Here is a 25,942-nt window from a genome sequence, read left to right as displayed (position 1 = left end):
AAATAATAAAACACCATGTTTTTCGGTTTGCTTAATTCTATTGATTTCAGTCAACTTTAAATAACTTAAGAATTGTTTTTTACGGAAATTGACGATTTGGTATGCTATAGGGGCTAAATCTGCATTAGTTGAAGGAGACGAGAGAGATGAGAAAAAGCAAAGTGTTGGTCGGGTCATTGTTTCTTTTAGTCATCATCATCCTGAGTATCGTCGTGCCGACTATCACTGTTCTAGGGAAGACGGTGGCAACGTCGGAGGCGACGACAGAGACGACGAAAGAAATAACGACAAGCACGATGAAAGAATCAACGAAAGAAACGACGAAAAAAACCACGGCGAAAGCAACTGAAAAGAAAGCGACAAAAACATCAACAAAGAAGACGTCGGATCAACCGATAGTCAACGAAGCAAAGCTGCCGCAGGGGCCTCAAATACCAACCCTTGGGAAAAGCTACGAACCAATTTATACGAATAAAAAACCGGATTATCAAACAGACGAGAAGGGAACCTATCCGACATTTGCGTGGCAGCCTGAGGGTCAAACGAATGTTTTGAATCATCAAGGGGGGATCAACGAGCAGACGGGTTGGGACAAGGTGACGTCGTGGAATGTTTCGGAGAATGATTATACGCACTCGTACATCAAATACGGAGCTGATGCAACGAATCCAGATGTTCAGTTACGGAAATATGCCCAGCAGACAGACCGCGAGGAAGAATTTAAAATCAAATTGAATGTTCGCGGGAATACGACGCAAAATACTGGGGTGGACATCGTCTTCTTATTGGACAACTCTGACTCGATGAACAATACGGAAACTGGCGAACCACAGAATCGAAAAGCCTATGCAAACGAGGCATTGGATAAGATCATCACGGAATTGAAAAATGTTTACGCTTCTTCAGGAGAATCGATCCGGATCGGCGGACACATTTTTTCTGACTATACCAAAAATGCTTGGGGGGATAAGCAGGGGCAGATCCCAACATTTCAATTGTCTAACAATGTAGCCGATTGGGACAAATTAAAAGCGGAATACGCGCGGGCTTATTCACTGGGGGCGACCTTCACACAGCGAGGCTTGACCGTAGCAAAAGATGTTTTTGATGCAGCACCGAACTCGGAAGGACGGCGTCAATTGTTGTTTGTTTTGACGGATGGCGCGCCGAATTTGAGCTGGACGACAAAGGATAAAGGAACACCGAACAAAGACATGTTCGTTGATCGCCTGCATTTTACTGATTTTAACAAGGGAACGAAGGGAAGCTACAACCCCGGGGATGTATTAGGGACCAAAAGCTATAAGACGACGATCATTCCTGCTTACAATGGCGTGATCAACAGTCATATCACCACGACGAACTCGACAGCGATGGATATAAAAAATGCCGGAGTCGAGATCCATACGATCGCGATGCAGCTGACGGTCAATGTGAATGAGACGAATAAGCGGGAGGAGCTGTTGCGGGGGCTCTATAAAATGTCGACGAAGCGGGCCAACGGAAATCAAGATGCTGAGACGGATACGGCAGAGGACTTTTTCTACTATTATGTTGAAAAAGGAGCAGATCTGACGGAGTATTTCAAGAGCTGGTACGAAACGGTCATTCGGACGGTCGATAAAGGGAAAATCGTTGATCCTTTGGGAGACATGGTGACGCTTGTGATGGAAGAAGAAAAGGCACCGAAAGTCACGCAGGTAGCCAACGGTGCCGCGAAGATCGAGGATCTGCCAGTGATTTCCCATACGGCAGAGCAGATCAACGTGGACAATATCAATCTAAGCGGGGATCAGGAGATCGAAGTTGAATACACGGTTCGCTTGAAGAGTGATGACCCGTCATTTGTTTCGAATCTCTGGTATCCGACCAATAAGGAGACGACCCTACAGCCGCTGCCTGAACGAACGAATGATTTGCTGGAATTTGGGAGTCCATCCGTCAAATTACCAAAAGCGGAATTTCGCATTCCGGTGATGAAGGTCTGGAAGGATGACCTTCAAGGGGTAGAAAATTACTGGAAACTACGGCCAGATTCGATCACGGCGGTCCTCCAGCACTTGGAGGGGACGGATTGGAAAGAGGTCGAAAGGGTAGAATTAACTGAAGCAAATGACTGGAAAGCCCAATTTTCCTCTGTAGAAGGGGGTGCCGACCAGCACTATCGAGTCATCGAGCCGACGCGAACCCCCGGGTACAAGCAAGCCGTCCTCAGTCAGGAGCAGTTTACTTCAGAGGACTTGAAGGCAGAGGGCCTCACGATCACGAATGAGCTGTTACGTGTAAGCTACCGTTTTTGGAAATTCATGGAGGATGGGAAGACGCCTTTTAAAAAGGACTTGCCGACATTTCAGGTGAAAACGGCGGCGGGGCGCCTCGTTGCTGAGAATCTGACACCTGATAAAAACGGCGCCATTATGATCGAAGAACTTGCGCTTGGAGAGTATCTCGTGGAAGAGACGCATGTGCCCCAAGGATTCCAAAAGATGACGCCTTTTGCGCTCCATGTAACTGAAGATAAAACAGCGGAATCCTTGATCATCAAGGTCAATGATCAAACCGAAGAATACCATGCCATCAATGCGTTGGAAAATTTTGCATTACGTGTTGAAAAGATGGATGATGAAGGGAAATCACTTGCGGGAGCGAGCTTCAAGCTTACCGGTGAGGCCTATGAAAAAACGATTGTTGGCGGACCGGCATTTGATTTTTCTGACTTGCGTCCAGGGGATTATACATTAACAGAAACGGTCTTTCCCGAAGGATATGAGGCCATAACGGAACCCATCTTGTTCACGATTCAAGTGGACGGTCGCGTGGCTATCAAGGAACATCCGAATGTCGCTGGATCAGGAGGGATCAAGGAGACAGGCAATACGATCGCTCTGGAGGTAACAAACAAAAAAAGCCGGCCGGGTGCCTTACCGCATACCGGGGGGATCGGCTTGCGGAGTTTCTATTTGCTGGCTGGGGTTCTCGTAAGTATGGGTGTCTTCTTGAGCAGCGTGTATGTGTATCATAGTCGAAAACCTTAAATAGAATTACAATATTTTATAGCCGAATGGTTCTTTCTCAAGCAGCAGTTGAGAAGGTCATTCGGCTTTTTTGTGTTTATAAAGGAAGAAAAATTGTTTAAGCGTGTTTTCTATTATCAGATGCAATTTTTTACAAATCCGTCGTGGAAAGCTGAATGTTGAGGTGGCTCTTGCTACTTGAAAGGGAGTATAAGGTATTCAAAAGATTAGGCGTGATTCTTAAAAAGTACTGAACAAAGAGCACGAACTGTGGTTTTGCTTCAACTCGGACTATTTTAGGTTCGAAGGGTCCCATACTGATAGCGTATTTGCCTATTTTCGGGGGCGTGAAGTTAAGTATCGTATCAATTTAACCTAATAGGAGTAGGAAGTACCCTGGGTTAAATAAACGAGATTAAGAATCTGACGGCGCTTGTATTGTTAGACTTTTTTTTAACAATCCAAAAGAAAATGATTCAAATTTTTTATTTAGTTTCTTTAATTTGAGTATTTATAAAGTTTATCACTTATAAAGAAAACGAAATAAATAACGATGACTTGTTTATGAATTATTAAATTACGGGTTATTTGCGTTTTATAATAACTATAAACAGGAAAATAATAAAAAAACGTCAGAAAATAAGATTCGCTATCATGTAGATATAAGGAAGAACAGTTAAATTTTTGGGTTATTCTTGATGGAAAATTGGAAATAATAAAACATTGTCCTCTAACAGCCAAACTTTTTTAAAAAGTATAAATACATCGGGGTGTTTTAGGAAAGCGTTTTAAATGCGTCGAGGAATGGGAATGGAACGAACCAAAAAGTTCATACGATCCAAAAATTACGCGTGTGATTTTTTAGTAGAGCCACTTTGAGGTATGGGTATCTCAAGCAATGAGAAGAATAAGCGTGCCACAGGTAATAAAAATTCGTCCGGTGCGTGAGGGATGTGTTGGTACAAAGGCCTGATCTGATGATTTTAGGACCAGCGTTAGTTTAAGAGGGGTAAAAAAGGGGATGAAGAGATGGATTTTAGAGAGGTTTTAGGAACAAGCAGCTTACGACGTCTGCGCTTTGTTGAATTACTGTATGCAAGTCAGGTGGGCTTGCCAAGCGATCAGCTGCTTGAAGAATTGGAGTGTTCGCTGCCTATTCTATTGAAGGACGTCAAGTTGATCAACGACGATCAGGACGATTTTCATATTGAAAAGTTTAAGGGATTGTACCAAATTCAAGTAAAACCACATGTAAGCATCAATCGATTATATGCAGATGTGCTGCAGCAGTCACCTGAGTTTCAGATCATTGAAGAATTGTTGTATGAAAAATGTTCAAGTATCAGCGACTTGGCGGATAAATTGTATTTGAGCGCGTCCAATACGCAGCGCTATTTGAAAAAAATTGAGACCGCGTTGAAAAAAGCGGGGATCAAGCTGGATTATCGGCCCTTGCGGATCGAAGGAAAAGAGAGCTGTATCCGACACTTTTATTACCGCTATTTTCTGGAAAAATCGGACCGCTTAGAGTCGTTATTTGTTGACTTGAAGGGGCATCAAATCAAAGCGATCACGGATCTGGTAGATCAATTTATACAAGTCAATCATTTGGAAAATCGCCATATTTTTCGGAAACGTCTAAGCTATAACATTTATATCAGCTTGTGGCGGATCAAAAATGGGCGCCATTATCCAAAATGCGACTTGATCAGTCCCTTGAGTCTGCCGGATGTGGAGACTTTAGAGTCGTTTGAGCGAATGGCGGTAGAGGTATTCAGGATTCGACTGACGGATGAGGACATCAAGGATTGTCTGTGGCTGTCGTATGCGGACATGCTGATCTTCAGCGAGGATCAATGGAAATCCGCGATGAAGCAAAGCCGAACGTATCGCGACCTGTATCAAAAACATTTTGAGCTGGTGGAGGAATTCAACAACTTGATCGGCCGTTCGCTGGATGAGCTGGAGCGGAGTGAATTGGCGATCGTCTTAGTGAATGACCAGCGTATGTATTCAACTAAAGGGAAATATATCGATATTCTGTACCGGCAGCGGGGGATTTTTTTAGAAAAAATGATGGAGACGCATTACCAGGCAGTAAAAAAAGTGTTGCGGATTGCAGAAGCCTTCGTGAAGAAATACCGGATCTATCAGGAGAATGATTTTGTCTGGAACTATGCCTACCTCTTGATCACGATGGTACCGCAAAGCTTGAATTTGCTGGCTACGAATGATCATGTGTTGAAGATCTTGTTGCTGTCTGAGCTGTCGCCGACGGAGGAATCGTTTTTGGCAGAACAGATCGAAGAAAGGATCTACGGCAATTTTAAGATCCACTTTGTTGAAGAACGAGCGCGGGATGCTCGGATCGATCGGCATGAACTGCTCAAATACGATGCGTTGATCACCTCCAGCAGTGTGGAGGAAGTCCCCTATGACTATCCGACGGTGATCATCGACCCTTTTTTGACGAGTCAAAACATCGTCCAGCTCCAACAGTTGATCAGCGATTTGTCGGGATAAGGTGCACCTGTCAGGGGAAGCTTTTTGCGAGAAAGAGAAAACCAAATGACTGTAATTAATTTAAAGAAATGAGTTTTACTATTTGAAATAAAAAATTAAATAAATGAGTATAATAACTGATTTGACAATCGAAAATGTATAAATAATAGATTGTTAACGGATATATAATAACTAAAAAAGAGAAAAAAAGTAAAAAGCGAAGAAAAATAATATCAGTTACTATGATGATGGATCAAAAAAAAGGTCAGTATCTTGAGTGGAAGGAGGAATACTTGAAATGTGAGTGTATTGAAAAATACAAACATATCAATGCTGGTGAATCAGCTATCAAAAGCGCCAATCGCCTGATAACAAGTTTTTGATACGTAAAAATCAGCAGTCACTTATTCCGCTATAGAAGGGGGGCTGGAAATGGGAAAAAGAATTTCCTTCATAGTATGTCTGCTTCTAGGAATTTGTTGTTTTGGTATGACGGGTTTTGCGGCAGATGAACCAGATGAGCAAGTGGAGTTATGGATTCATACTTGGGGAGAAGATGGAAAGCAGGTTGAAGGAACACAAGGGTTGACGTTTGATGTGTATGATGTGACTCAATGGCGGAATAAGCGCGAGGGGGACGAAAAAGAGGACATAGAATATTTGCGGAATACGTACGCGACGAAAGAGAAGATGCAAAAATTTATCCAAGATGAAGAAATAAAAAAATGGAATGCCTCAGAATTGGGCGTTGACGGCAGCGGGAATGTCTCATTTGATGTTCCGCGATACCAAGCTAGAAAGGATGCCGCCTATTTGATCTTGGCGAGTGGTGAAACAGGAAAATACCACATGACGCCGATCTTTTTATACCTGCCTCAGAAACATCCTGAGACAGACGAGGAGGCAAAACGGCTGTTGATCTATGGAAAATACCAAGACATCAGCAAGCCGCCGATCCTCTCTTCTTCAGAACCGGAGCCGACCTCGGAACCGGAACCAAGTGAGAGTTCCAGTGAGCCATTAATGGCTGAAACACCAAAACCATCTGATCAAAGCTTCACCGAACGAATGGCGAAAAAGTTCCCGGCCACCAATGATACCGTTCAAAATTATACTATTTTGGGAATGTTGTTCGTTCTTGTCGGCCTAATAGGAATTAGAAAAATGCAAAAGAAAACCAAGGGGGAAAAGAGATGAAAGCAAGAGGTAAAGTAATCAGTTTAGTGACCGCTATCCTTTGTTTAGTGCCGCTGTTTGTCGGCGCACTGGGATTTGGCGATCAGGCATCTGCAGCAGTCGAAGATATAAATGTCACGTTGCACAAAAAGAAAATGGATAGTATGCCATTAGAAGGTATTGAAAATGATGGTAAATTAATGTCGATTTTTGACCAATATGAAGATATTCAAGGGGTGAAATTTACGGCGTATGATATTACCGATGACTTTTATGTAGTATTAAATGGTAAGTTGAAAGGCAATGAAACACCTGAACAATACAAAGTGATTGTTAAAGAAGTGATGCAAAAATTCACACTTGCACAAGCGCCGAATAGAGCAGAAAAAGACGTGCAAACAACTGGGGCTGATGGAGAAGCAAATTTCACTTTGCCAGATCGTGATAGTAAAGGGATTTATCGGGTCTACTATTTTGCTGAAGACTTGAGTACGGCTCCTGCTGATGCAAAAGAGTTTGCACAACCAGTCATTTTGATGCTGCCATTCGTACATCCTGATGAAGGAGAATTGCATGATGTACATCTATATCCTAAAAACGAAGTTGAAAATAAAGTAACAAAAGAATTATTGAAAGACGATGGTACATCAGTACCAGAGGGTGAAGAAAAACCTTACGATTATGAAGTAGGAAAAGAAATCAAATACAAAGCAACGTTCAAAGTTCCTTTCCAAATTGGTGAGAAGATTATGGTTAACGGAAAAGAAAGAACTCGTTACAGTAGAATGATCTTCAAGGATGAAGTGAGTGCGACTGGGATTAAATTTAAAGGAATTGAAAAAATCAAAGCAATTAACAAGGATGGCGTTGAGCAATCAGTTGAATTGGCTAAGTTTTTGAGCTTTGCTGAAGGTAATGGTACATTTGTAAATAAAGACTCATATGATAAGACTAAAAAAGCTGGTTTTGAATTAAAAATGAAGCTGAATGATAAATTAAGTCCAACAAATGATTTCAAACTGTCTGAGGGAACGGTAAATTACTTAAAAAACTATGCAGGATATACACTTGAGTTTTACTACAGCGTATTATTTACTGAAGATACACCGATTGATGTCGATATTAACAATGATTTTAAGGTGAACATGATAAATAATACTAAAGAAGAAAATCAATTTCTTGATAACGAAGACAAGCCAAACGTAATCACTGGTGGGATGAAATTCTTTAAACATGAAGACGGAAAAGACGACCAAGGATTAGGCGGAGCGAAATTTATCGTGATCAGAAAATCAGATGGTAAATATTTGACTAAAGGCTCAAATAATCAACGGGATTGGGGAACGACTTCAGGTGGTAAATACCCAGGTGCCCATGAATTTGTTTCTGGAGATGATGGTAGATTCAAAGTAACTGGTCTTGAATTTGATGAATATCAATTAATCGAAATCGAAGCACCAAAAGGATTCCAAAAACGGACTGATCCAATTGATTTTGAAATTACAAAAGGCTCGTATGACCAAGACGAAACAGCATTTGGCGAACTAATTTCCAACGTTTCTCAAGGCGGCTTCTTACCATCAACTGGTGGTGCTGGGATCGCAGCATTCCTAGTGATCGGGTTGAGCTTGATGGGTGTAGCGATCGTTCGTTACCGCAAAACACAACACGCAGCCTAACAGAATAATACAACTGATTTTAAGATGAGGTGCTCCTGCCTCATCTTTTTTTTGCGTCTAAAAAGCAGGGGAAAGGACAGGCTGTCAACCGTGACTTATCTTTGAACAAATAAGTTGAAAATCAGTGAAGACGGCGGGAAAAAGGAACGTTTTTTCCCGCTTTCTATAGGGAAAGGACCTGGAAATAAAAATTTCTAGGTTTTTTTGTGCTTTTTTGGAATAATTCAAAACGTGAAAAAAATTTTCGACATTCAAACTTTATTATTCTTTATTTCAAATTAAGTAATTGGTTGGGATAACATTAAAAAATACAAAAAGACGGAAAACAACAATAAAATATCTATTTTTAATAACTAAAAAATGTAAAAAAACACAATAAGCGAATAAAAATGATATCAGTTATTATGTTGGTACGTGGAAGGGAGAGTGGGTGAAAAATTTTTGAAAGGAGGAAATCATGTAATGAGAAAGAAACACTTACTCATGTTAATTGTTCTGCTGTTTTCTTTTATTGCTGAGACGATCCCGTCACTGGTGACCGCACGTGCTGAAACAACGAAGACGTCGCTGATCGATGAGAAATTCCTGTCGGTCGCCTATGAATGCGAGCCACAGGATGACACCAATCGTTGGCGCATCACCTTCGACAGGCGAAGCCAAGACAAAACGAGCGACCAACGTCTCAAAATGAAAGTATCCAATGAGAAAGGAAATGTGATAACCTATCCGACAATAAAAGGCATGAATGAAAAAGATGGATGGCTGATAGAAAAAGAATTTTCGTCATCCATGGAAGGACAGCTCGTTTTTGAATTGCCCAAAACGGTTCAAAAACTCTATTTAGATGTGCAAATGGATGAGCAGACCCTTTCCCAATCAACAAAAGAGCAGACGGCGAAAATACAAGAAAATATCTTGGATAGCGACGAGCCTTTTGTGTTGAAGGCAAACACCGAGAAACGTACATCGAAAAAAACAGCAAAGACTTCGGAGAGCCAAAAAGAAGTCAAAGCAAGCGCGGAAGAAGTTATTGGTCCAAAACCGGAAGACACGGTGCCAGTGCCGGCAACGGCGGTCCCTGCCAACGGGCTGCTTCGAATGGACCCGCCGAAATATACCAACAAGAAACCGGTCTATATCGACGACGATGGCCTCTATCCAAATTGTTACTGGACGCCGACTGGGCAATCCAATGTCCGCAATCATCAAGGCGGGTATGAAAAGGACAACGGCTGGGATGGTCTGACGAGCTGGGATGTTTCGTCGGATGACCGCACGAAATCGTATATCACATACGGTGTGGAAAGAACCAAGCCTAATATTTCGATGCGCAAATATGCGAGTGAAACATCTAAAGAAGACGAATTCAACGTCCGTCTGAATGTTCGCGGGAGCACCATTCCGAAGCCAGGGGTAGATGTTTGTTTTGTGCTGGATAATTCCTCATCAATGAAGGAACCAAAAGGAAATATCGGCGGCATGACGAGAAAGCGACTGGCAGTCAATTCGTTACAAAAACTGGTGGATAAATTCAGATCCGCAAATCCTGAAACAGACAGTCTACGGATCGGCGGGATCGTTTATTCCTCTTCTGAAAGCTATGGCTTTTCAAACGAGACGGTGCCGATGTCGAGTAACGAGAACAATTGGAACAACTTGGTAAGAACTTACAGTAATTCTGAACCTTATGGGAATACTTATACTCAAAAGGCACTGATGAATGCCCAGACAATGTTGAACAACGCCAGCGGTACCAATCGCCGGAAAGTGATTTTTCTATTGACCGATGGGACGCCTAACTACAGTGCGGTCCCCCTCAATGCAGTGTCGGATCCTTCGATCTATTATGACGGCCTGAGAATCACGAGTTACGGCAGTATCGCTACTGGAAGTGACCTGGACTCAAAAGGACCATGGGACAGTTACTCACCGACGAAGATCTCTTATGGGTATCAAATGAGGGATGGGCATTGTCTCTATAGTCATTTGACACCTGTCAATTCAACAGCGGCGGATATCAAAGAGCAAGGGATGGAAATCAATACGATCGCGATCAATATCAAAGCGAACGTCATTCCCGAAGAACGTCATACGACGGATGAATTGATCACGGGGCTGTACCGCATTGCGTCGAAAAAGGCGAATGCGACAGGAAATTCCCAAAACGATTATCAATTCTATCATGCGAATACGGCAGGAGACTTTGATATTTCCTTCGATGATTGGTTCACGTCAGTCATTCAAACAGTCGATAAAGGAAAGATCGAAGACCCGATCGGTGAGATGTTTGAATTAGTGGGGACACCGACGATCAAAGAAATCAAAAAATCGGGTGTGCCTGCGATCGAAACAAACAAATTGCCGACGAATCCAAAGGTTGAGAACCGAACGATCAAGGTCAACAATATCAATCTTTACGGGCAGCAAGAGGTCCAACTGGAGTACAAGGTCCGGCTGAAAACGGATCACAAGGATTATGAAGACAACATCTGGTACCAAACAAATGGAAAAACAACACTCGAACCGACACCAGAGCGGACAAACGATGTCCTTGAATTTGGGGTGCCTTCTGTTCGGAAAAAAAGTAAAAAAATCTGTATCCCGGTCGAAAAGATCTGGTCAGATAAACAAAAGGGATCGGAAAACTATTGGGGTTATAGAGCCGGTTCTGTGAAAGTGGTATTGCAACGAAAAAGTGGGAATACATGGGTAGATGTTGAGACGAAGACATTGACTGGGGCAACGAACTGGAAGGCAATGTTTGAAGCAGACGGCGGTACACGCGTCTACAGAATTCTAGAGCTGTCACGAACATCCGGGTATGCCAAACCAGCAGCCAACGTCGATGAATTTACCGAGAAAACATTGCCGAGCAAAGGAGTTCTCATCACCAATAAATTGCTGACGGGAAAGGCAGTTATTTGCAAGTACAAAGAAGATGGCAAAACACCGTTTAGCAGCGACAAGCCGAAATTCTCGGTGCGGCGCAAGTCAGACGGCAAGGTGCTGGCGACCGATCTTGAGCCAGATGCGGATGGTCAAGTAACGATCGAAGGGATTCCGATGGGGGATTTCATCGTCGAAGAGTCCTATGTACCAAAGGGCTATGCCAAGATGGAGAACATCGAACTCAAAGCGGTGGAAACCAGTGCGGGCAAGGACTTGACGATCACATTGAATGGAAAATCGTCTCCTTACAAGGTCGTCAACAAATTAGCAAAAGATCTAGAGATTCCAGTGGAAAAAATCTGGTCAGACAAAGTACAAGGAACCGACAATTATTGGGGTCTGCGCCAAATGTACATCCGAGTGAATCTGCAACGGAAAAATGGCAGTTCGTGGGAACAGGTGGAGCAAAAGATCTTAACGACGCCAAATGCCTGGAAGGAAACCTTCAAGAATCTAGAAGGGGGAGCGACGGTCTATCGAGTTGTTGAAGAAACGCGGGCACCAGGGTATGCCAAGCCGACCTACAACTACACCGATAGCTTTACCGCGGCGACATTGCCGGCAGGCGGTATCAAATTAACGAACAAATTGCTGACGGGCACGGCTGTGATCAACAAGTACAAAGAAGACGGCAAGACACCGTTTAGCGGCGACAAGCCGAAATTCTCTGTGAAACGCAAATCAGACGGCAAAGTATTGGCGACTGATCTCGAACCAAACGCGAGTGGTGAGGTAACCATCAGCAACATTCCGGTGGGGGACTTCATCGTCGAAGAATCGTATGTGCCGGCAGGGTATGAAAAAATGGCAGATATCGACCTTCGCGCGGTGGAAAACACAGCGGGCACGGCGGTAACGATCACGTTAAATGGCAAAGCGTCGCCTTATAAAGTCACAAACAAGCTGGCTGACTTTACCTTGAAGATCAAGAAAGTCGATCAAGCAGGGAACGTCCTTCGCGGAGCAAGCTTCAGATTGATCGGTAACAGCTATGATCAAACCAAAGTGAACGGGCCGTATTTTGACTTTACCGGATTGCGGCCAGGGGAATACAGTCTCTCGGAAACGGTCGTTCCGACGGGGTACCAAGGAATGAGCGGCACCGTGAGGATCAGTATCTCACAGACTGGAAATGTCACTGTCCAATCAAATCCGAATGTCAGCGGCACAGGCGGCATCGGCAATACCAACCTTATTCAACTGACTGTCACAAACAAGAAGCGCGGCGCAGGACCGATGCCAAGTACTGGCGGATCGGGCACGGCGATGTTCTTCAAAGTAGCAATCGGGGTTATTTCAACAGCGGGAGGACTGCTAGGCAGCCTCTACTGGCTTCACACTAAGAGGAGGGGATCGTAATGAAAAAAATGATTCTGCTCTTGGGACTGATTCTGGGGATTTGTAACATGGGGGTTACTGCTTTTGCAGAGGAAGGTCAAGTGGAAGTACAGATCAATACGCGAGACGAAAAAGGCTTCGCCTATGAAGGGATCGAGGGCATCACGTTGGATGTTTATGACCTGACCGAATGGCGCAGCAAACGAGCAAGTAGTGAAAAAGAAGATAAAAGATACATCTTAGATACGTATTCGTCGAAAGAAAAATTGCAGGCATTTGTGAAGGACGAGGTGCTGCGCAAAATCAATGGCGCATCACTCGGACTCGATGATGCCGGGAGCACCACGCTCCAGCTTCCGCGTTTCCAAAACGACAAAGACGCGGCGTATTTGATCCTTTCCTCTGGTGAAACAGGGAAGTATCACATGCTGCCGATCATCGTTTATCTGCCGCAGCGAATGGCTGATTCGACAGTGGAATACGGACACTTGCTCTTTAACTGCAAGTACGACGAGATACCGACGACACCAACGACAGAACCAACGACAACAGAACCAACAACGACGACACCAACGACACCGACAGAACCGCCGGTAACAGATAGCTCAGGACCAAGGAAAATACCAGTTGATCCACCAAGTGATGGAGGGGAGGGACCGAAACGTTATCCAGGAAAGGAACTTCCTTCTACAAATGAGTTGATTCGAAATTATTGCTTTCTAGGGTTGTTGCTAATGGCTGTCGGGTTGTTTGGATTAAACAAAAACAAGGGGGAAAAAACAATGAAAAATAAGAAAAAATGGGTTGCGATCTTGACCGCATTGGTCTGCATGGTTCCGTTACTAGCAGGGGTGCTAGGCGTAGGAGACAGCGCGCATGCCGCAGATTCAGTCAATGTGACGTTACACAAGAAAAAAATGGACGAGTTTCCAAATAGCAGTCTTGAAAATACCGGGAAAGAAATGAGCGAATTTGATCGCTACGAAGGCTTACAGGGCGTGACTTTCTCAGCATGGGACATCACGGAAGATTTCTACAGCGAATTAGACGCGACATTAGATGGAACAGAGACCGACGCAGAATACAATGCCAAAGCAAAATTGATCATGGATCAGTTTGACTTGACGAACGCAGCCAATGCGACAAAAGTCGGCTCTGACCAAACAACAGACGCAAACGGGGAAGCGAATTTTGCCAACCTGCCAGCGAAAAATGCTGACGGTTCGTACAAAGTCTACTACTTTGAAGAGCATGCACAAACAGGCGTTGTGATCGGTTCGTACAAACTGATCTTGATGTTGCCAATGAAAGACGGCAATACTGAATTGACAAACATTCACTTGTATCCAAAAAACAAAGTAGAAACTGAAAAACCTAAAAAAGAATTAGTAGACGAAAACGGTGATCCATTGCCGCCACGTCCAAATGGCGCTTACGACTATGAAGTAGGTCAAGAAATCTATTACCGTGCTACGTTCCAAATTCCTAGCCAAATCGGCGACATCTTGTCGAACGGGACGCCTCGCTACAGCAAATTAGACTTCAGCGATGCGGTGGACCAAACAGGTGTGAAATTTGAACAAATCAGTCAAATCACCATGAATGGCGCACCAATCAATGCCGCAGAATTCTTAGGAGCACCGTATGCGACAACGACTTATACAAATGATGGGGTAGACTTCTCTGGCTATGCTGGCTTCGACGTGTCAATGAACTTGACCGGTACAGCAGGTGCAACAACAGCAAACTACTTGAGTCAATATGCAGGCAAAATGATGACGATCTACTACACGGTTTCATTCACCGAAGAAACACCTGTAGACTTGGATATCAACAATGAATTCACTGTTACGATGAACCACGACGGCGGATCAGACCAAGTGAAGACAAATGACCCAGTCGTTCCTCCAATCACAACAGGCGGGAAGAAATTCTTCAAATACACAGACGGTTCTTCAAAAGAAGCATTGCCAGGTGCTGAGTTCGTTGTGATCCGTGAAATCAATGGAGTCGATCACTACCTGACAGCCGATGCAACGTCTATGACTTGGACAGCAGTCGGTGCAAACGAAGATTACGCAACTGCAACAAAATATGTTTCCGGCGCAGATGGACGTTTCCAAGTAACAGGTCTTGAATACGGCACATACTACCTACGTGAAACAAAAGCACCAAATGGCTACTCTAAATTACAAAACGACGTAGAATTCACTGTTGCGAAAGGCTCATTCAACGCAGCAGCACAAGAAATCGAAAACGTGACAAAAGGCGGTTCGCTCCCATCAACTGGTGGCATGGGGATCATTGCCTTCATCGTGATCGGTCTTGGCTTGATGGGCGCAGCGATCGTTCGCTACCGTCGTGTACAATTTGAAGCATAAGTAAAAAAAACGAGCAGAAGGCGAGGGCCCTCTGCTCGTTTTTTTGTAAGTCTATTTTTAAACCCACAGGCTCCTTTAGTTCCTCTAAACATGGGCTAGCGTTCACTCCTCTTGTCTAAACGAATCAACTGTGACGCATTACTCGACATAGTTGGTTGTTTTTACAACAGTTTCTTTTGCTAAACTACTTGTAGAAACGAAACACAGTATGTAGGAGGAAATACAATGAACGAACAAAAATTATTGAATGGCCTGTCGTATATCTCGATTGTTTTTGCCCCGATCCTTTTTCCATTGATCGTATGGATCGCCAGTCAGGATCTAGATGTAAAGGGACACGCCATGAACGCATTAAAATTACATTTGATCCCCGTTCTATTGACAGCGATCGTTACAGTCATTCTTGGATTCACCGGACTTTTAACGAATGATCCGCAATCAACCGGCTATGTCGGTGTGGTTTTATTGGGCATCGTCGGTTTAGTGGATGTCAGTCTAGCTGTTTACAATATTGTAAAAGGCATCAAATGCTTCATGGGATAGTCGTGAATAGAATAGAAAAAAGAGCGGACAAAATTCTGTCGGCTCTTTTTGTTTGGGGGAAATGAATTTCCAGCTATTTAAGTGCAACGGTGGCATCTATCTCTACCTTGAACTTGGGATTTACCAAACCTGCGACGATCACTACTGTCATCGCAGGTTTATTTTCTCCGTAAAAGTTTACTAAGGCCGTTCGAAGGGGCTCCAAAAAGGCTGCATCGGTCAGGTAGACGTTCATTTTAACGATGTTCTCCGAACGCGCGCCGTTATCGTCTATTAAGGAAGCGATTTTTCCGACAACGATTTTTAGTTGTTCGGTAATGTCTTCTGGAATGAAGGTGTCCTTTTGAGGTGTTTGCCCAGAAATAATCAGTAACGGTGAATCGGTAATAATGCTGTCAGAATAAATAGCCATAAAAACACTCCTTTTTTTCGTATCGTAAGCGGAAATCACACAGTAGAATCATTGAAGGCACGCGATCAAAAATGATTTTTAATAAAAAAAAAGTCTCATGGAAGAGACCGAAGTGACACACACTATGGTTTTTTTCGCGTGGCAACAAAGCGAGCGGCAATGTAATAAAAAAGAGTACCAAATGCCCCTGTAGCCCCAACAAGAAAATACCAATTGGATGTATATATTGAAAGTCCAAAAAAGAACAATAAAATGATTGATGTGATTGCAATGCCTAAATTTGCTTGTTTTAGACTCAAATGAATCGCCTCCTTAATTAGTTCATTAAGTATAGGACATTTGAAAAGAGGATTCAATCATTTTGCTGACAACTATTTTGTTTATCTGACCAAAAAATTACTTATCTATCCCATCAAGCAGAGAATTCTTTTCGACGCCTCGATTTTCTGAGGTATCCGTAAAGTATTCTATTTGCCAGCTTTGAGTCATGCGTGCCGTTTTATTTAGTCCCTGTACCCATGTCGGATAAACACGCAACGCCATTTTTCCTTTTGTGTCGGGTCCTTTCAGGATTCCTTTTTCCAACAATCGTTTTTTAGGAAAAATAAAATGCCCAGAGAAGGGAGCATCAAGGACCGTAACGATCACTTTTTCGGGACTGTCCTCATAGGAGAAGGGATGGTTCGTTCCGGCGGGATATTTTTCCCAAAAAGCGACAAAATAGCCCTTCTTCTTGGGCGTTAATTTCCCACGTCGACTGCGGAAGGACGTTCCCTCTAGCGAAAAGGCGGCACCTTCGTAGGCGTCATTTTGTTTTTCTAACTGGAGATGCTGGAGGCTGCCTTTGATCAATTGGTTATTTAAATAAGTGAGTGAAGCGTACAAGCTTTTTCCTCCTGACGAATAAACGAGCGTACCAGACACTCCTCGTACGAAGTCTCCTCCAAAAATTTAGATCACTTCAAATGTCGTTCCATTGACCAGGAGTACTTCATCATTTTTAAGTGGGATCAAATCTTTTTTATCCTGATTGTTTTCAACGATCGTCGTTGTGATCTCTGCAAAGGGTTCTTCTTTATAATGGGGCAGCGGGTAATAAGGAATCACGTTCAGCCCTTGCGTTGACTGTAAAGAAGAGGCTTTAGAGCGGTCGTCTAAAGGGGAAATATAATCGATCGCGGCGGAAGTGATCACGGCACCGGCGGATTCACCGATGTACATTTTTCCAGCCTTTATTTGTTCGATCAAAACCTCAAACGTTCCGGAGCGATACAACTGCTCCAGTAAATAAAAGGTGTTGCCCCCTGAGACATAGATCACCTCATTTTTTTGTAACGTGTGCGCGATAACTTCGGGAGATTCGGAAGAAATATCCACTACATCGATCGTAAACTGAAGCCGCTTGAAAACCTCTAAGGCCTCCTCGACAAAAAAATCTACTTCCTCGACGAAACTGGCGGTTGGGATAAAGGTTACGCTTTTGTTATAGGAAAATTGCTTCAAATACGCGTCAAATTTCGCTTCTACATCCGAAAAGGAAGAAGCTAAGAACATCGTCATCATAAAAAAACCTCTTTCTTATTTATAGTTGATTATATAATAGCAGTTATAACTAATTTTATCAAACGTATGTTCGGTTCGTGGGTGAAAAAATAGCCGATCGATAAAGTAGTTTTTACAGACCACTTATTTATCGGCTATTTTTATAGAATGTCGTCCCAGTTCGTCCCGCGTTCGACGAAACCGATCGTTTTGTATAAACGGTAAGCGGGGATGTTCTTGGCTGCGACAACCAAGAAGAGCTCCTGATGCTGCTTCGACTTTTTTAGTTCTCCTTTTGCCTGCTGGATCAATTGCTTCGCAAGACCGTTTCCTTGCTGCGTTGGGTGGATGGCGACGTAAAGAATCAATGGGATTCCACGAAACAACGAGGTGATCAATGTGCCGATCAGCGTTTCGCCGTGGAAGAGATTAAAGGATAAAGAAGGGAGGATTTCTCCATATTTACCCGTCATCGTAGAAGCGACTTCGGTTTCCCATTCCTCCAGAGACTCTCCTTGATCATCGAGGGAATCTTTAAAAGAGTCATACAATAATTTTGCGAGACGTTTCTCCTCGCTGTCCAACGGTGCAAAGTGATACCCCTCAGGCAAGGCGCAAAGAGAAGGTTCTGTTGGTTGTTCCTGTAGCGTAAATGACAAAATGTTCCGCATGAATTCTTCGCTCCTTTGACTGTTACTGGGGGCTCGCTATAAAAGTGCTTGTTTAAAAGAAAGTGGTAAACAACGTCAAGATAGCAAGTCCACCTTGAGTAACAATTATTTTTTTATCGCTGGTCAGACTGCCGTACAAGGCAACTAAAATGATGTAGCAAAGGATCAATCGATTGATCTCTACTGAAGCGTTGGCTGAAAAAATACTGTAAATCAGACCAATTCCAAGTAGACCATTATAGATTCCTTGATTTTTGAAGAGGGTAGCGACAGATTTTCTATTTAGCTCGTCCTTCGACATCCGAAATACCTTGCTGGTAGCTTTTGAGGTAGTAGCAAAAGTTTCTAAATACATAATATAAAAAAATTCCAGTGCAACCAGCAGCGTTAGGATTGTTGTTAATAATGACATGAATTATTCTCCTTAAAATAAACATTGTAATTGAAATTATAGTAAAGAAATAATATTCGGTCAACGAATAACTCGGAGAGAGAATCACGACTATACCAATGACATAAAAAATAAGCAGCGAAGGACTCGCTGCTTGAAGGGTCTAAAAGAGTAGGGGTCAAAAATACGCCTCATTAAAAAGCATCATGAGGATGAAAAGTGAAACAAGTTCTTGCGCGAAAATACCAGGCACGCCTTGTTCCCGTTAGAGCTGGTCAATCAGCAACACTCTTTACAGGAGGAAAAATGTTTGTCCGGAGCTTCTGTTTTGGCGATGCTCAAGGCGTCTTCATAGGTCGTGGCCTTTCCGATCAAACTCCGTTCAGAAACTTCTGGTAAGAAATCGCAAGTATCCGTATGGATCAAGTGTTCATTCGTGCGTGTGGGTGTATCGCAATAAAAAAAGAAGTTCAACTTAAATCACCTCAGTTATTTATTTATGAGAAGAGTATAACAATAAAACGGTTACAAAGTAAATGCTCTTTTTATTTACTGTCTATTTGTAAGGTATGTGCATGGAATGTTTATTATTTTTATTGTACCTTCTCCAGGGATATTCCTGATTTCTATTTTTAAGCAGCACAAATAAACGTGGGGTAGTTAAAAAATTGAAAAAGGGCACGTTACAGTTTGATCATCTGCAATAATTTGTCAAAGAAGGTTTTATCTGGCGATGCGGGGAGCGGGGCATGATCAGATACAGAGACTGATGGATTTGCTGGGACGTCGGCTATTTTATACAGGTGCTCCTTGCTTGAATTGCCTATGAAGGACTTTGAAGGAGGCGATGGCGGCAGCGTCGCTTTTTCAAGGGCGCGTTTTTTCCGATGCGCGTCATAGGTTTCTTCTTTCTTCCTGACGTTGGTTGTTGTTGGGGCAGGGGTTGCATCGACCGCTTTGTTGACGAGTACAGGTGCTTTTTTCGTTGACGGTTTTTTGGCAGCTTTGCCCGCAGGTTCTTTCTTTTCCTCGCCAAAATGACCGAGGTGTTTCACTTCGTAAGTATCCCCCGCGACAAATTCTGCGAAACGATTGATCCCGTTGGATTCAAAAATCGATAGGGTGGTCAGGATCGTCATCAAGCCGCTGAGTGCGTCGGTTGATTTTGTCGGATCGGTATTTTTCAGCACCCATGTCTGTTTTCTTCCGGCGCTGGTGCGAAAGACGGTGTGGGTATTATAGGTGACACCAGGATCACTGGGCTCCTGCTCTGGGGCATCGATGACAAGATAGTCGATGGCGGCAACGGCTGTTTTGGTGAGTTGGCGATAGTGTGTTTTATCCGTGAACAGGCGCGTGCACACGGATTCCCACTCGTTTGGCTGGAAGTAGCTGCGGAAATAGGGCAGAAAGGTGCGCAAAGTATCTGATTGTTTGGCAGTTAGGTAAATCGAGCGGATGAGCTCTGGAAACATCATAGAGAAGCCGCCTAGTGTGAGACTGTTGCGGACAAGAATCGCGACTGCGTACTCAATGACATTGTCGGCGTGTTGGCTTTCTTCGTAATAGGCATTCACTCGTTTTTCAAGGCTGGTTCTTTTCATGGTAAAAAGCTGTCTTCTTTCTAGTGGCTTGATGGTCATAGTGGCTTCTCCTTTGGCTGCGTAATCGCTGGATTTTTTTTCATTAGTGTTTTTTCTATACTGCTATCATACACCGAAAACCCTTTCATGAGTTTGCCTACTTTTTTCAATAAATTAATAATTTTGCATAATTTTTTTTAGGTCTCGCGTCTTTTTAGTCAGTTTGTTCTAAGTTTTTTCTATAACAAGCCGATTTTTTGAGCTTTGATTTTATCCGTGTTACGGTGAATCATGTAGTAGGCAGCGGGAAAATCAGGCTGTCGAAGGAATAGAACCACTACCACACATGAGAAAATAGGAGGAAATTAGACACATGGCAAAACATCAAGGATTACCAGCAGTCGAAACACGTCTCTATATTAACGGTAAATGGGTGGAAGGCTCAGAAGGCACGGAACCCGTGACCAATCCTGCGACGGGGGAAACCTTGGCAGAGGTTCATGTCGGCGGTGAAAAAGAAGTGCACACAGCGATCGAAGCAGCGAACAAGGCGTTTCCTGAATGGACACGTAAATCCGCGGCAGAACGGGCTGAATTAATGAATAAAATGGCGGATCTCGTGGAAGAAGACGCGGATCGTTTAGCGACCATTATGACGATGGAACAAGGAAAACCCTTAACACAAGCAAAAGGTGAGATCCAAACAAACGTGGAGAATCTGCGATGGAATGCGGCAGAAGGACAGCGAGTGCTTGGCGAGATCGTTCCGTCACCAGCTACGAACCAATGGCAGGTGCGCAAACAAGCGGTAGGTGTCGTTGGCGCGATCACCCCATGGAACTTCCCGTCAAATATGATCATTCGGAAAATTTCTCCGGCGATCGCTGCCGGCTGTACCGTGATTTTAAAGCCATCAAAGGACACGCCGCTTTCTGCATTGGCGTTGATGGAATTGTTCGATAAGGCAGGCTTTCCTGAAGGCGTCGTGAATATCGTGATGGGGGATTCCTCCACGATCGGACAAGTATTGTCAGAATCAGATGATGTTCAAAAAATCACCTTTACAGGTTCGACTGAAGTAGGGCAAACGCTGAATGAACAAGCAGCACCTACATTGAAGAATGTTTCAATGGAATTAGGCGGACACGCACCGTACATCATTTTCCCAGATGCGGACATCGAACGAGCGGTGGATACGCTGATCCAAACTAAATTTATCAACAACGGGCAAGTCTGCACGTCACCAAATAGAATCTTTATCCACAAAGACATTAAAGAAGACGTGACGAATCGTTTAATGGAAGCAATCAAAGAAGTAACGGTAGGCAATGGCTTAGACGATACGACCGTTGGCCCATTGATCAATAAAGACGGTGTCGAAAAAGTCGTGGAGCAGTTGAAGGATGCGACGGACAAAGGCGCGAAGGTCTTAGCAGGCGGACACAAGCTGGAAGACGGCGAGTACGCAAATGGGAACTTCTTTGAGCCAACGATCCTAGACGGGGTCACGAAAGAAATGGACATCTTCTATAAAGAAACCTTTGGTCCTGTGATTCCATTGATCACATTTGAAGACGAAGAAGAAGTCATCAAAGATGCGAACGATACAGAATTCGGATTGGCCTCGTATTTCTTTGCGACAAATATCCATACCATCGACAATGTCAGCAACAAGCTGCAATATGGGATGGTGGGTGTGAACGATACGGATATTTCGAATTCCGCAACCCCATTCGGCGGCGTGAAGCACTCTGGCTTTGGTCGCGAGAACGGCACATACGGTGTGGAAGAATACGTCGAAGTGAAATTTGTCAACATTCGTACAGCGAAATAAACTTCTATAGTAAGAAAGCGGTAGTTCACAAGAACTGCCGCTTTTTGTTGTTTAGAAAAAAGCGACGTAGTTATCCATCATAAGTAACACTGTCAATCATCTAGGAACTAATAAAGAGAAAATAAAAAAGCGTAGTTAAAGGAACTATTTTCTGCTTAATTTACGTGAAATAAAGATTATTCAAATAACTTTAAATTAAATTTAGTTTATAAATACTCAAAAAAACAAAAAAAGATAAAGTAAAGGCATTAAATAACGAGGGTTCATATGTAATACTTCCTTTTTGATTAAAAAATCAATGTTTTACCCCTTGAATAAAAAAAAAAAAAACAATGACACAACTATAATCATGAAATACAGAGTTTTTCTTTTTCAGATAAAATAGTTTTGTGAAAAGAAATAACGGAGGTGATGAAGGTGAATAAAAAAATGCGAATAATAGCACTATTGATGCTGCTCTTTTCATGCTGCTCGGGTATTTTCACAAAAATAATTGTTGTGAACGCCCAAGAGCAAGATGTAGAACTCTATAATCAAGATGATTTAAAGATTTCCTGTGCTTATGATATTGAGGAAGCTGAGTCCGAAAATACGTGGCATCTAACATTGGATAGACAAGTGACAAAAGAAGATCGCCAGCAACGACTCAAGCTAAAGTTGGCTAATGGTGATAATAAGGAAATCGATTATTCGCGAACAGCAGGCATGGAGGAAGAAGAAGGTTGGCTAGCGGAGAAAGATTATACTTCTTCCAAGAAAAAAAAACTAACTGTCGAATTACCAAAAGAGACAACCGAACTGATAATGACCGTCCAAATCGATGAAAAATTGACAGATGAAGATGGTAAAGAAACATTAAAAAGAAATATTCTACCTAAAAATGTCAACAGTAAATTGGTCTGGGACAAGCAAAAATTAAGAGAATCGCAAGACAGTGCTATGAAAGAAGTAAAAGAAATAACACCGTCTTCAGTTGTTGGACCAATGTTAAAGAACAAGCAAGTAGCGAATAGAGGGGCGATCGCTCGTAATGATATCCCCGGATTGGCTCGGAATATGGCAGTATATACAAACAAAAATCCTGAGTACACAGAAGAAGATACACAGATGGGAACCATCCCTGTTCATTCATGGAAGCCATCTAATTCAGAGAATGTATTAAATCACCAAGGTGGGATAGAAAATCGAAGTGGTTGGGATGGCAATACAGGATGGAGTACGGGAAGTCAAAATTTGACCAATTCTTATATCCATTATGGATACAATGAAAACGTAGCGGATAAAGCTAGTCTGTCGATCCGTAAGATGGCGATGGCAACGGACAAAGAGGATGAGTTTGATATTCGACTGAACGTTCGCGGGCAGACAAATTACGAGCCAGGATTGGATATTGTGTTAGTATTAGACAATTCTAAATCGACAAATACGTTTAAAAGTAAGATGGTGAGTGTAGTAAAAGAACTGGTTGACGGATTGGTACAGTTAAAAAGTGTTGGCAAAGCAAACATCCGTGTAGGTGCCCAAGTTTTTAGTAGCTGGGATTCAAACGGATTTAATCCAACTATGCCTATTTCGGATAATACATCAAATTGGCAAAAAATTTATGGTAACGATTATTATGCTAAATATTCATTAGGTGCTACTCATACACAACGAGGATTAATGCAAGCCAATGATTTATTTGATAATGTCAAAAAAAATGATGAATTAGAAGGTAAAACATACAATCGAAAAAAAATGATTTTGCTTCTAACGGATGGTGCACCAACGGAAAGCTGGAAACCTTCGACAGCTGTGGCTGATAGTACAATGTTTTATGACCCAGTATATGTCACAAAATTTGATGATAAAAATGGTGATAATAGTTATAAAGAAGGTGAGGCACTAGGGTCAGCATCTAATCGCTTAACGACTAAATTTTCCACTGTTAAAACCTATGCAGGATTTACATTTCGTAGCCACATAACTACTACTAATTCAACGGCACGCTACATAAAAGAAGGTGGAGCAGAAGTCCATACAATTGCTGTTAATATTGAAAAAACGACAGGAGAAACACATACTCGTGCAGAGTTGATTAAAGGGTTGTACTTAATGGCCAGTAAAAAGGCAAATGCACCAGAAAACTCTAATAGACAAGAAGATTATTTTTTCCGAGATGTGGATCTTGGAAATATTGATAATTATGTTGATGAATGGTACAAAGAAATATCTCACAGTGTCTCAAAAGGACAACTCAATGATACTTTAGGAGATATGGTAGACTTAGTAAATACTCCAGAGGTCAAAAGAGTAGCGGGTGGGAATGATTTTGAAGTCCCGAATATTCAGCTGAAAGACAATAGGCGCAGACTCTATATGGAGGGCATAAACCTATACAAGGGTCAGGAAATTCAGATTGATTATAAAGTTAAGCTGCGGACAGGCGCTTCAAACTTTGTTCCTGGAAAATGGTATCAGGCTAATGGAAAGACGACCTTGGCACCATCACCTGAACGTTCGCCTGATGTCTTAGATTTTGCTGTTCCATCCGTTCGGACAAAGGATAATCGACCAAACTTTGAAGTTTCTGTGGAGAAGAAATGGGAAGATGCGCGAAACCTTGAGGAGGATTTTTGGGGGTTGCGTTCTGACAAAGTAACTGCAATCTTACAGAAGAAGATCGGATCAAACTGGGTTGATGAAAAACTAGTGGATGTTACGAAGAATGCGGATTGGAAAGCAGTGTTTGACTCTGTGCTTGGTAATGAGTCACAATTTCGCGTAATCGAAAAAGATCGAGTCAAGGGCTATGCGACAGCTCCATATGATCCGGCGACATTTACACAAGCCAGTTTAGGGTCTAAACGAGTTACGATGACAAACAAACTACTGACTACAAATTATACTTTTAAGAAATATTCCCACGACGGTCAAACCCCTTTTAAGGAACCTAATAAACCGAAATTCAAAGTAACCAGACAAGCAAAAAATGGTCTAGTAGAAAAAATGGTAGTCAACGATTTAGAACCGTCGAATGACGGAACTGTGAAGATTGAGGGCTTACCGATAGGCAGTTACTTGGTTGAAGAGGGTCATGTTCCAGCGGGTCATAGCGAGATGGTTCCCTTTATTATTGAAGTAACAGAAAATGATGCGGGTACAGGCGTGACCGCGAAAGTTGTTGGGCAGGGTAGTCAACACAAGGTTGTGAATAAGTTAAATGATTTCCAACTGATTGTTTCCAAGATAAATCAAAATAATCGGGCACTCAATGGAGCCACCTTCAAATTGACTGGTCCTAATGGCTATAATAAAGAGCTTTCAACTGGTTCAACATTTACGTTTACGGATATGCAACCGGGAGCTTACACCTTGACAGAGGAAAAAGCGCCGAAGGGATATGTCGGGATGTCTGACTCAGTGATCATTACGATCATGCCAGACGGTTCAGTGAAAATCACTAACAATGCTATGGTTACGTGGACTTCTTCATTAAGTGAGAACAAGATCGAGATGACAGTCAAAAATAGACCAGATGGTGTCTTGCCAAGTACAGGGGGCAGAGGGGTGGCGCCTCGTTATATCATCGTCATAGCTTGCATAATGATTGGTATATCCCTGATGAGCTACTTATACATCATTGAGAAAAAATACCATCCTGATAAATCAACAAGAGAATAAAGAAGATAGCACTCGAAATGCCTCGAGTGCTGTCTTTTTTTGTTAAAACACAAAACGATAAAGACAGAAAATAGATAAGATAACTATTTTAACAATATCTTCCTTGGAATTAGACGCCAAAATAGTTTATTTAGTTTTTTGGTTTATTTAAGTATCAATTATTCAAACAAAACAAAAAAAATTCAACTATTAGTTTCTAAAAAATTTTATTTTAAATTTAGAAAGTGAGTTAAATAACGAATGATTTTAAAATATTCCTCTTTA

The 25,942-nt window shown here is 42.5% G+C and carries 17 protein-coding genes; 9 read left to right on the top strand and 8 right to left on the bottom strand.

Features of this window, described 5'->3' with window-relative positions:
• Positions 1-146: 146 nt before the first annotated feature.
• The 7 genes from A5868_RS12710 (at position 147) to A5868_RS12675 (ending at position 15,582) form a co-directional block, all read left to right on the top strand.
• Positions 147-3,035: a vWA domain-containing protein gene (locus A5868_RS12710; protein WP_086303255.1), complete on the top strand. Its 2,889-nt coding sequence runs from the start codon at positions 147-149 to the stop codon at positions 3,033-3,035.
• 1,008 nt (positions 3,036-4,043) lie between these two features.
• Positions 4,044-5,537: a helix-turn-helix domain-containing protein gene (locus A5868_RS12705; protein ID WP_086303256.1), complete on the top strand. Its 1,494-nt coding sequence runs from the start codon at positions 4,044-4,046 to the stop codon at positions 5,535-5,537.
• 411 nt (positions 5,538-5,948) lie between these two features.
• Complete coding sequence (locus tag A5868_RS12700; protein WP_086303257.1) at positions 5,949-6,713, top strand: pilin N-terminal domain-containing protein; 765 nt, start codon at positions 5,949-5,951, stop codon at positions 6,711-6,713.
• Entirely contained in the window at positions 6,710-8,371 is a 1,662-nt protein-coding gene (locus A5868_RS12695) for a SpaH/EbpB family LPXTG-anchored major pilin (protein ID WP_086303258.1), read from the top strand. Before A5868_RS12700 ends, A5868_RS12695 begins: the two co-directional genes overlap by 4 nt.
• Positions 8,372-8,833: 462 nt before the next feature.
• Positions 8,834-12,679, top strand: coding sequence for a SpaA isopeptide-forming pilin-related protein (locus A5868_RS12690; protein WP_086303259.1), 3,846 nt, complete (start codon positions 8,834-8,836; stop codon positions 12,677-12,679).
• Positions 12,679-15,039 (top strand): SpaH/EbpB family LPXTG-anchored major pilin, encoded by a 2,361-nt coding sequence (locus tag A5868_RS12680; protein ID WP_254908252.1) that lies wholly within the window; start codon positions 12,679-12,681, stop codon positions 15,037-15,039. The genes A5868_RS12690 and A5868_RS12680 overlap by 1 nt, the downstream gene beginning before the upstream one ends.
• 225 nt (positions 15,040-15,264) lie before the next feature.
• Positions 15,265-15,582, top strand: coding sequence for a DUF4870 domain-containing protein (locus tag A5868_RS12675; RefSeq protein WP_086303260.1), 318 nt, complete (start codon positions 15,265-15,267; stop codon positions 15,580-15,582).
• A 73-nt stretch (positions 15,583-15,655) separates the two neighbouring features.
• Here the strand turns inward: A5868_RS12675 and A5868_RS12670 are convergent, their stop codons facing one another.
• The 8 genes from A5868_RS12670 to A5868_RS12640 all read right to left on the bottom strand — a co-directional run bounded on the left by A5868_RS12670 (position 15,656) and on the right by A5868_RS12640 (position 20,241).
• The gene (locus A5868_RS12670; RefSeq protein ID WP_086303261.1) at positions 15,656-15,994 is read right to left on the bottom strand and encodes a RidA family protein; all 339 of its coding nucleotides are present in this window, start codon (positions 15,992-15,994) and stop codon (positions 15,656-15,658) included.
• Between the two features lie 122 nt (positions 15,995-16,116).
• Complete coding sequence (locus tag A5868_RS19050; RefSeq protein WP_155857542.1) at positions 16,117-16,293, bottom strand: hypothetical protein; 177 nt, start codon at positions 16,291-16,293, stop codon at positions 16,117-16,119.
• Positions 16,294-16,390: 97 nt separating this feature from the next.
• Positions 16,391-16,879 carry a MepB family protein gene (locus A5868_RS12665; protein WP_176281275.1) on the bottom strand — a complete coding sequence of 163 codons (489 nt, stop codon included), beginning with the start codon at positions 16,877-16,879 and terminating at the stop codon, positions 16,391-16,393.
• Positions 16,880-16,945: 66 nt separating this feature from the next.
• Entirely contained in the window at positions 16,946-17,557 is a 612-nt protein-coding gene (locus tag A5868_RS12660) for a Type 1 glutamine amidotransferase-like domain-containing protein (RefSeq protein WP_254908253.1), read from the bottom strand.
• A gap of 140 nt (positions 17,558-17,697) precedes the next feature.
• Complete coding sequence (locus A5868_RS12655) at positions 17,698-18,207, bottom strand: GNAT family N-acetyltransferase (protein WP_086303263.1); 510 nt, start codon at positions 18,205-18,207, stop codon at positions 17,698-17,700.
• Between the two features lie 52 nt (positions 18,208-18,259).
• On the bottom strand, positions 18,260-18,619 hold the full coding sequence (locus tag A5868_RS12650; protein ID WP_086303264.1) for a DUF1304 domain-containing protein: 360 nt from the start codon (positions 18,617-18,619) through the stop codon (positions 18,260-18,262).
• Positions 18,620-18,877: 258 nt separating this feature from the next.
• Complete coding sequence (locus A5868_RS12645; RefSeq protein ID WP_086303265.1) at positions 18,878-19,072, bottom strand: hypothetical protein; 195 nt, start codon at positions 19,070-19,072, stop codon at positions 18,878-18,880.
• A gap of 209 nt (positions 19,073-19,281) precedes the next feature.
• Complete coding sequence (locus tag A5868_RS12640; protein ID WP_086303266.1) at positions 19,282-20,241, bottom strand: hypothetical protein; 960 nt, start codon at positions 20,239-20,241, stop codon at positions 19,282-19,284.
• 313 nt (positions 20,242-20,554) lie between these two features.
• Here A5868_RS12640 and A5868_RS12635 point away from each other — a divergent pair, with 313 nt between their 5' ends.
• Positions 20,555-22,015, top strand: coding sequence for an NAD-dependent succinate-semialdehyde dehydrogenase (locus A5868_RS12635; RefSeq protein WP_086303267.1), 1,461 nt, complete (start codon positions 20,555-20,557; stop codon positions 22,013-22,015).
• Positions 22,016-22,432: 417 nt separating this feature from the next.
• Positions 22,433-25,678 (top strand): SpaA isopeptide-forming pilin-related protein, encoded by a 3,246-nt coding sequence (locus tag A5868_RS12630; protein ID WP_176281276.1) that lies wholly within the window; start codon positions 22,433-22,435, stop codon positions 25,676-25,678.
• The last annotated feature ends 264 nt before the right edge of the window (positions 25,679-25,942 follow it).

This window comes from Enterococcus sp. 12F9_DIV0723, from assembly GCF_002174375.1.
Taxonomy (GTDB): domain Bacteria; phylum Bacillota; class Bacilli; order Lactobacillales; family Enterococcaceae; genus Enterococcus_A; species Enterococcus_A gilvus.
The sequence above is the reverse complement of the archived record's forward strand: the minus strand, read 5'-3'. Positions and strand labels throughout refer to the sequence as shown.

Excerpts from the sequence above, each read along its gene's own strand:
- A5868_RS12690 (WP_086303259.1), top strand. The coding sequence starts at position 8,834 with ATGAGAAAGAAACACTTACTCATGTTAATTGTTCTGCTGTTTTCTTTT.
- A5868_RS12655 (WP_086303263.1), bottom strand. The coding sequence starts at position 18,207 with ATGCGGAACATTTTGTCATTTACGCTACAGGAACAACCAACAGAACCT.
- A5868_RS12705 (WP_086303256.1), top strand. The coding sequence starts at position 4,044 with ATGGATTTTAGAGAGGTTTTAGGAACAAGCAGCTTACGACGTCTGCGC.
- A5868_RS12710 (WP_086303255.1), top strand. The coding sequence starts at position 147 with ATGAGAAAAAGCAAAGTGTTGGTCGGGTCATTGTTTCTTTTAGTCATC.
- A5868_RS12635 (WP_086303267.1), top strand. The coding sequence starts at position 20,555 with ATGGCAAAACATCAAGGATTACCAGCAGTCGAAACACGTCTCTATATT.
- A5868_RS12695 (WP_086303258.1), top strand. The coding sequence starts at position 6,710 with ATGAAAGCAAGAGGTAAAGTAATCAGTTTAGTGACCGCTATCCTTTGT.
- A5868_RS12670 (WP_086303261.1), bottom strand. The coding sequence starts at position 15,994 with ATGGCTATTTATTCTGACAGCATTATTACCGATTCACCGTTACTGATT.
- A5868_RS12650 (WP_086303264.1), bottom strand. The coding sequence starts at position 18,619 with ATGTCATTATTAACAACAATCCTAACGCTGCTGGTTGCACTGGAATTT.
- A5868_RS12700 (WP_086303257.1), top strand. The coding sequence starts at position 5,949 with ATGGGAAAAAGAATTTCCTTCATAGTATGTCTGCTTCTAGGAATTTGT.
- A5868_RS12675 (WP_086303260.1), top strand. The coding sequence starts at position 15,265 with ATGAACGAACAAAAATTATTGAATGGCCTGTCGTATATCTCGATTGTT.
- A5868_RS12660 (WP_254908253.1), bottom strand. The coding sequence starts at position 17,557 with ATGATGACGATGTTCTTAGCTTCTTCCTTTTCGGATGTAGAAGCGAAA.
- A5868_RS12640 (WP_086303266.1), bottom strand. The coding sequence starts at position 20,241 with ATGACCATCAAGCCACTAGAAAGAAGACAGCTTTTTACCATGAAAAGA.
- A5868_RS12680 (WP_254908252.1), top strand. The coding sequence starts at position 12,679 with ATGAAAAAAATGATTCTGCTCTTGGGACTGATTCTGGGGATTTGTAAC.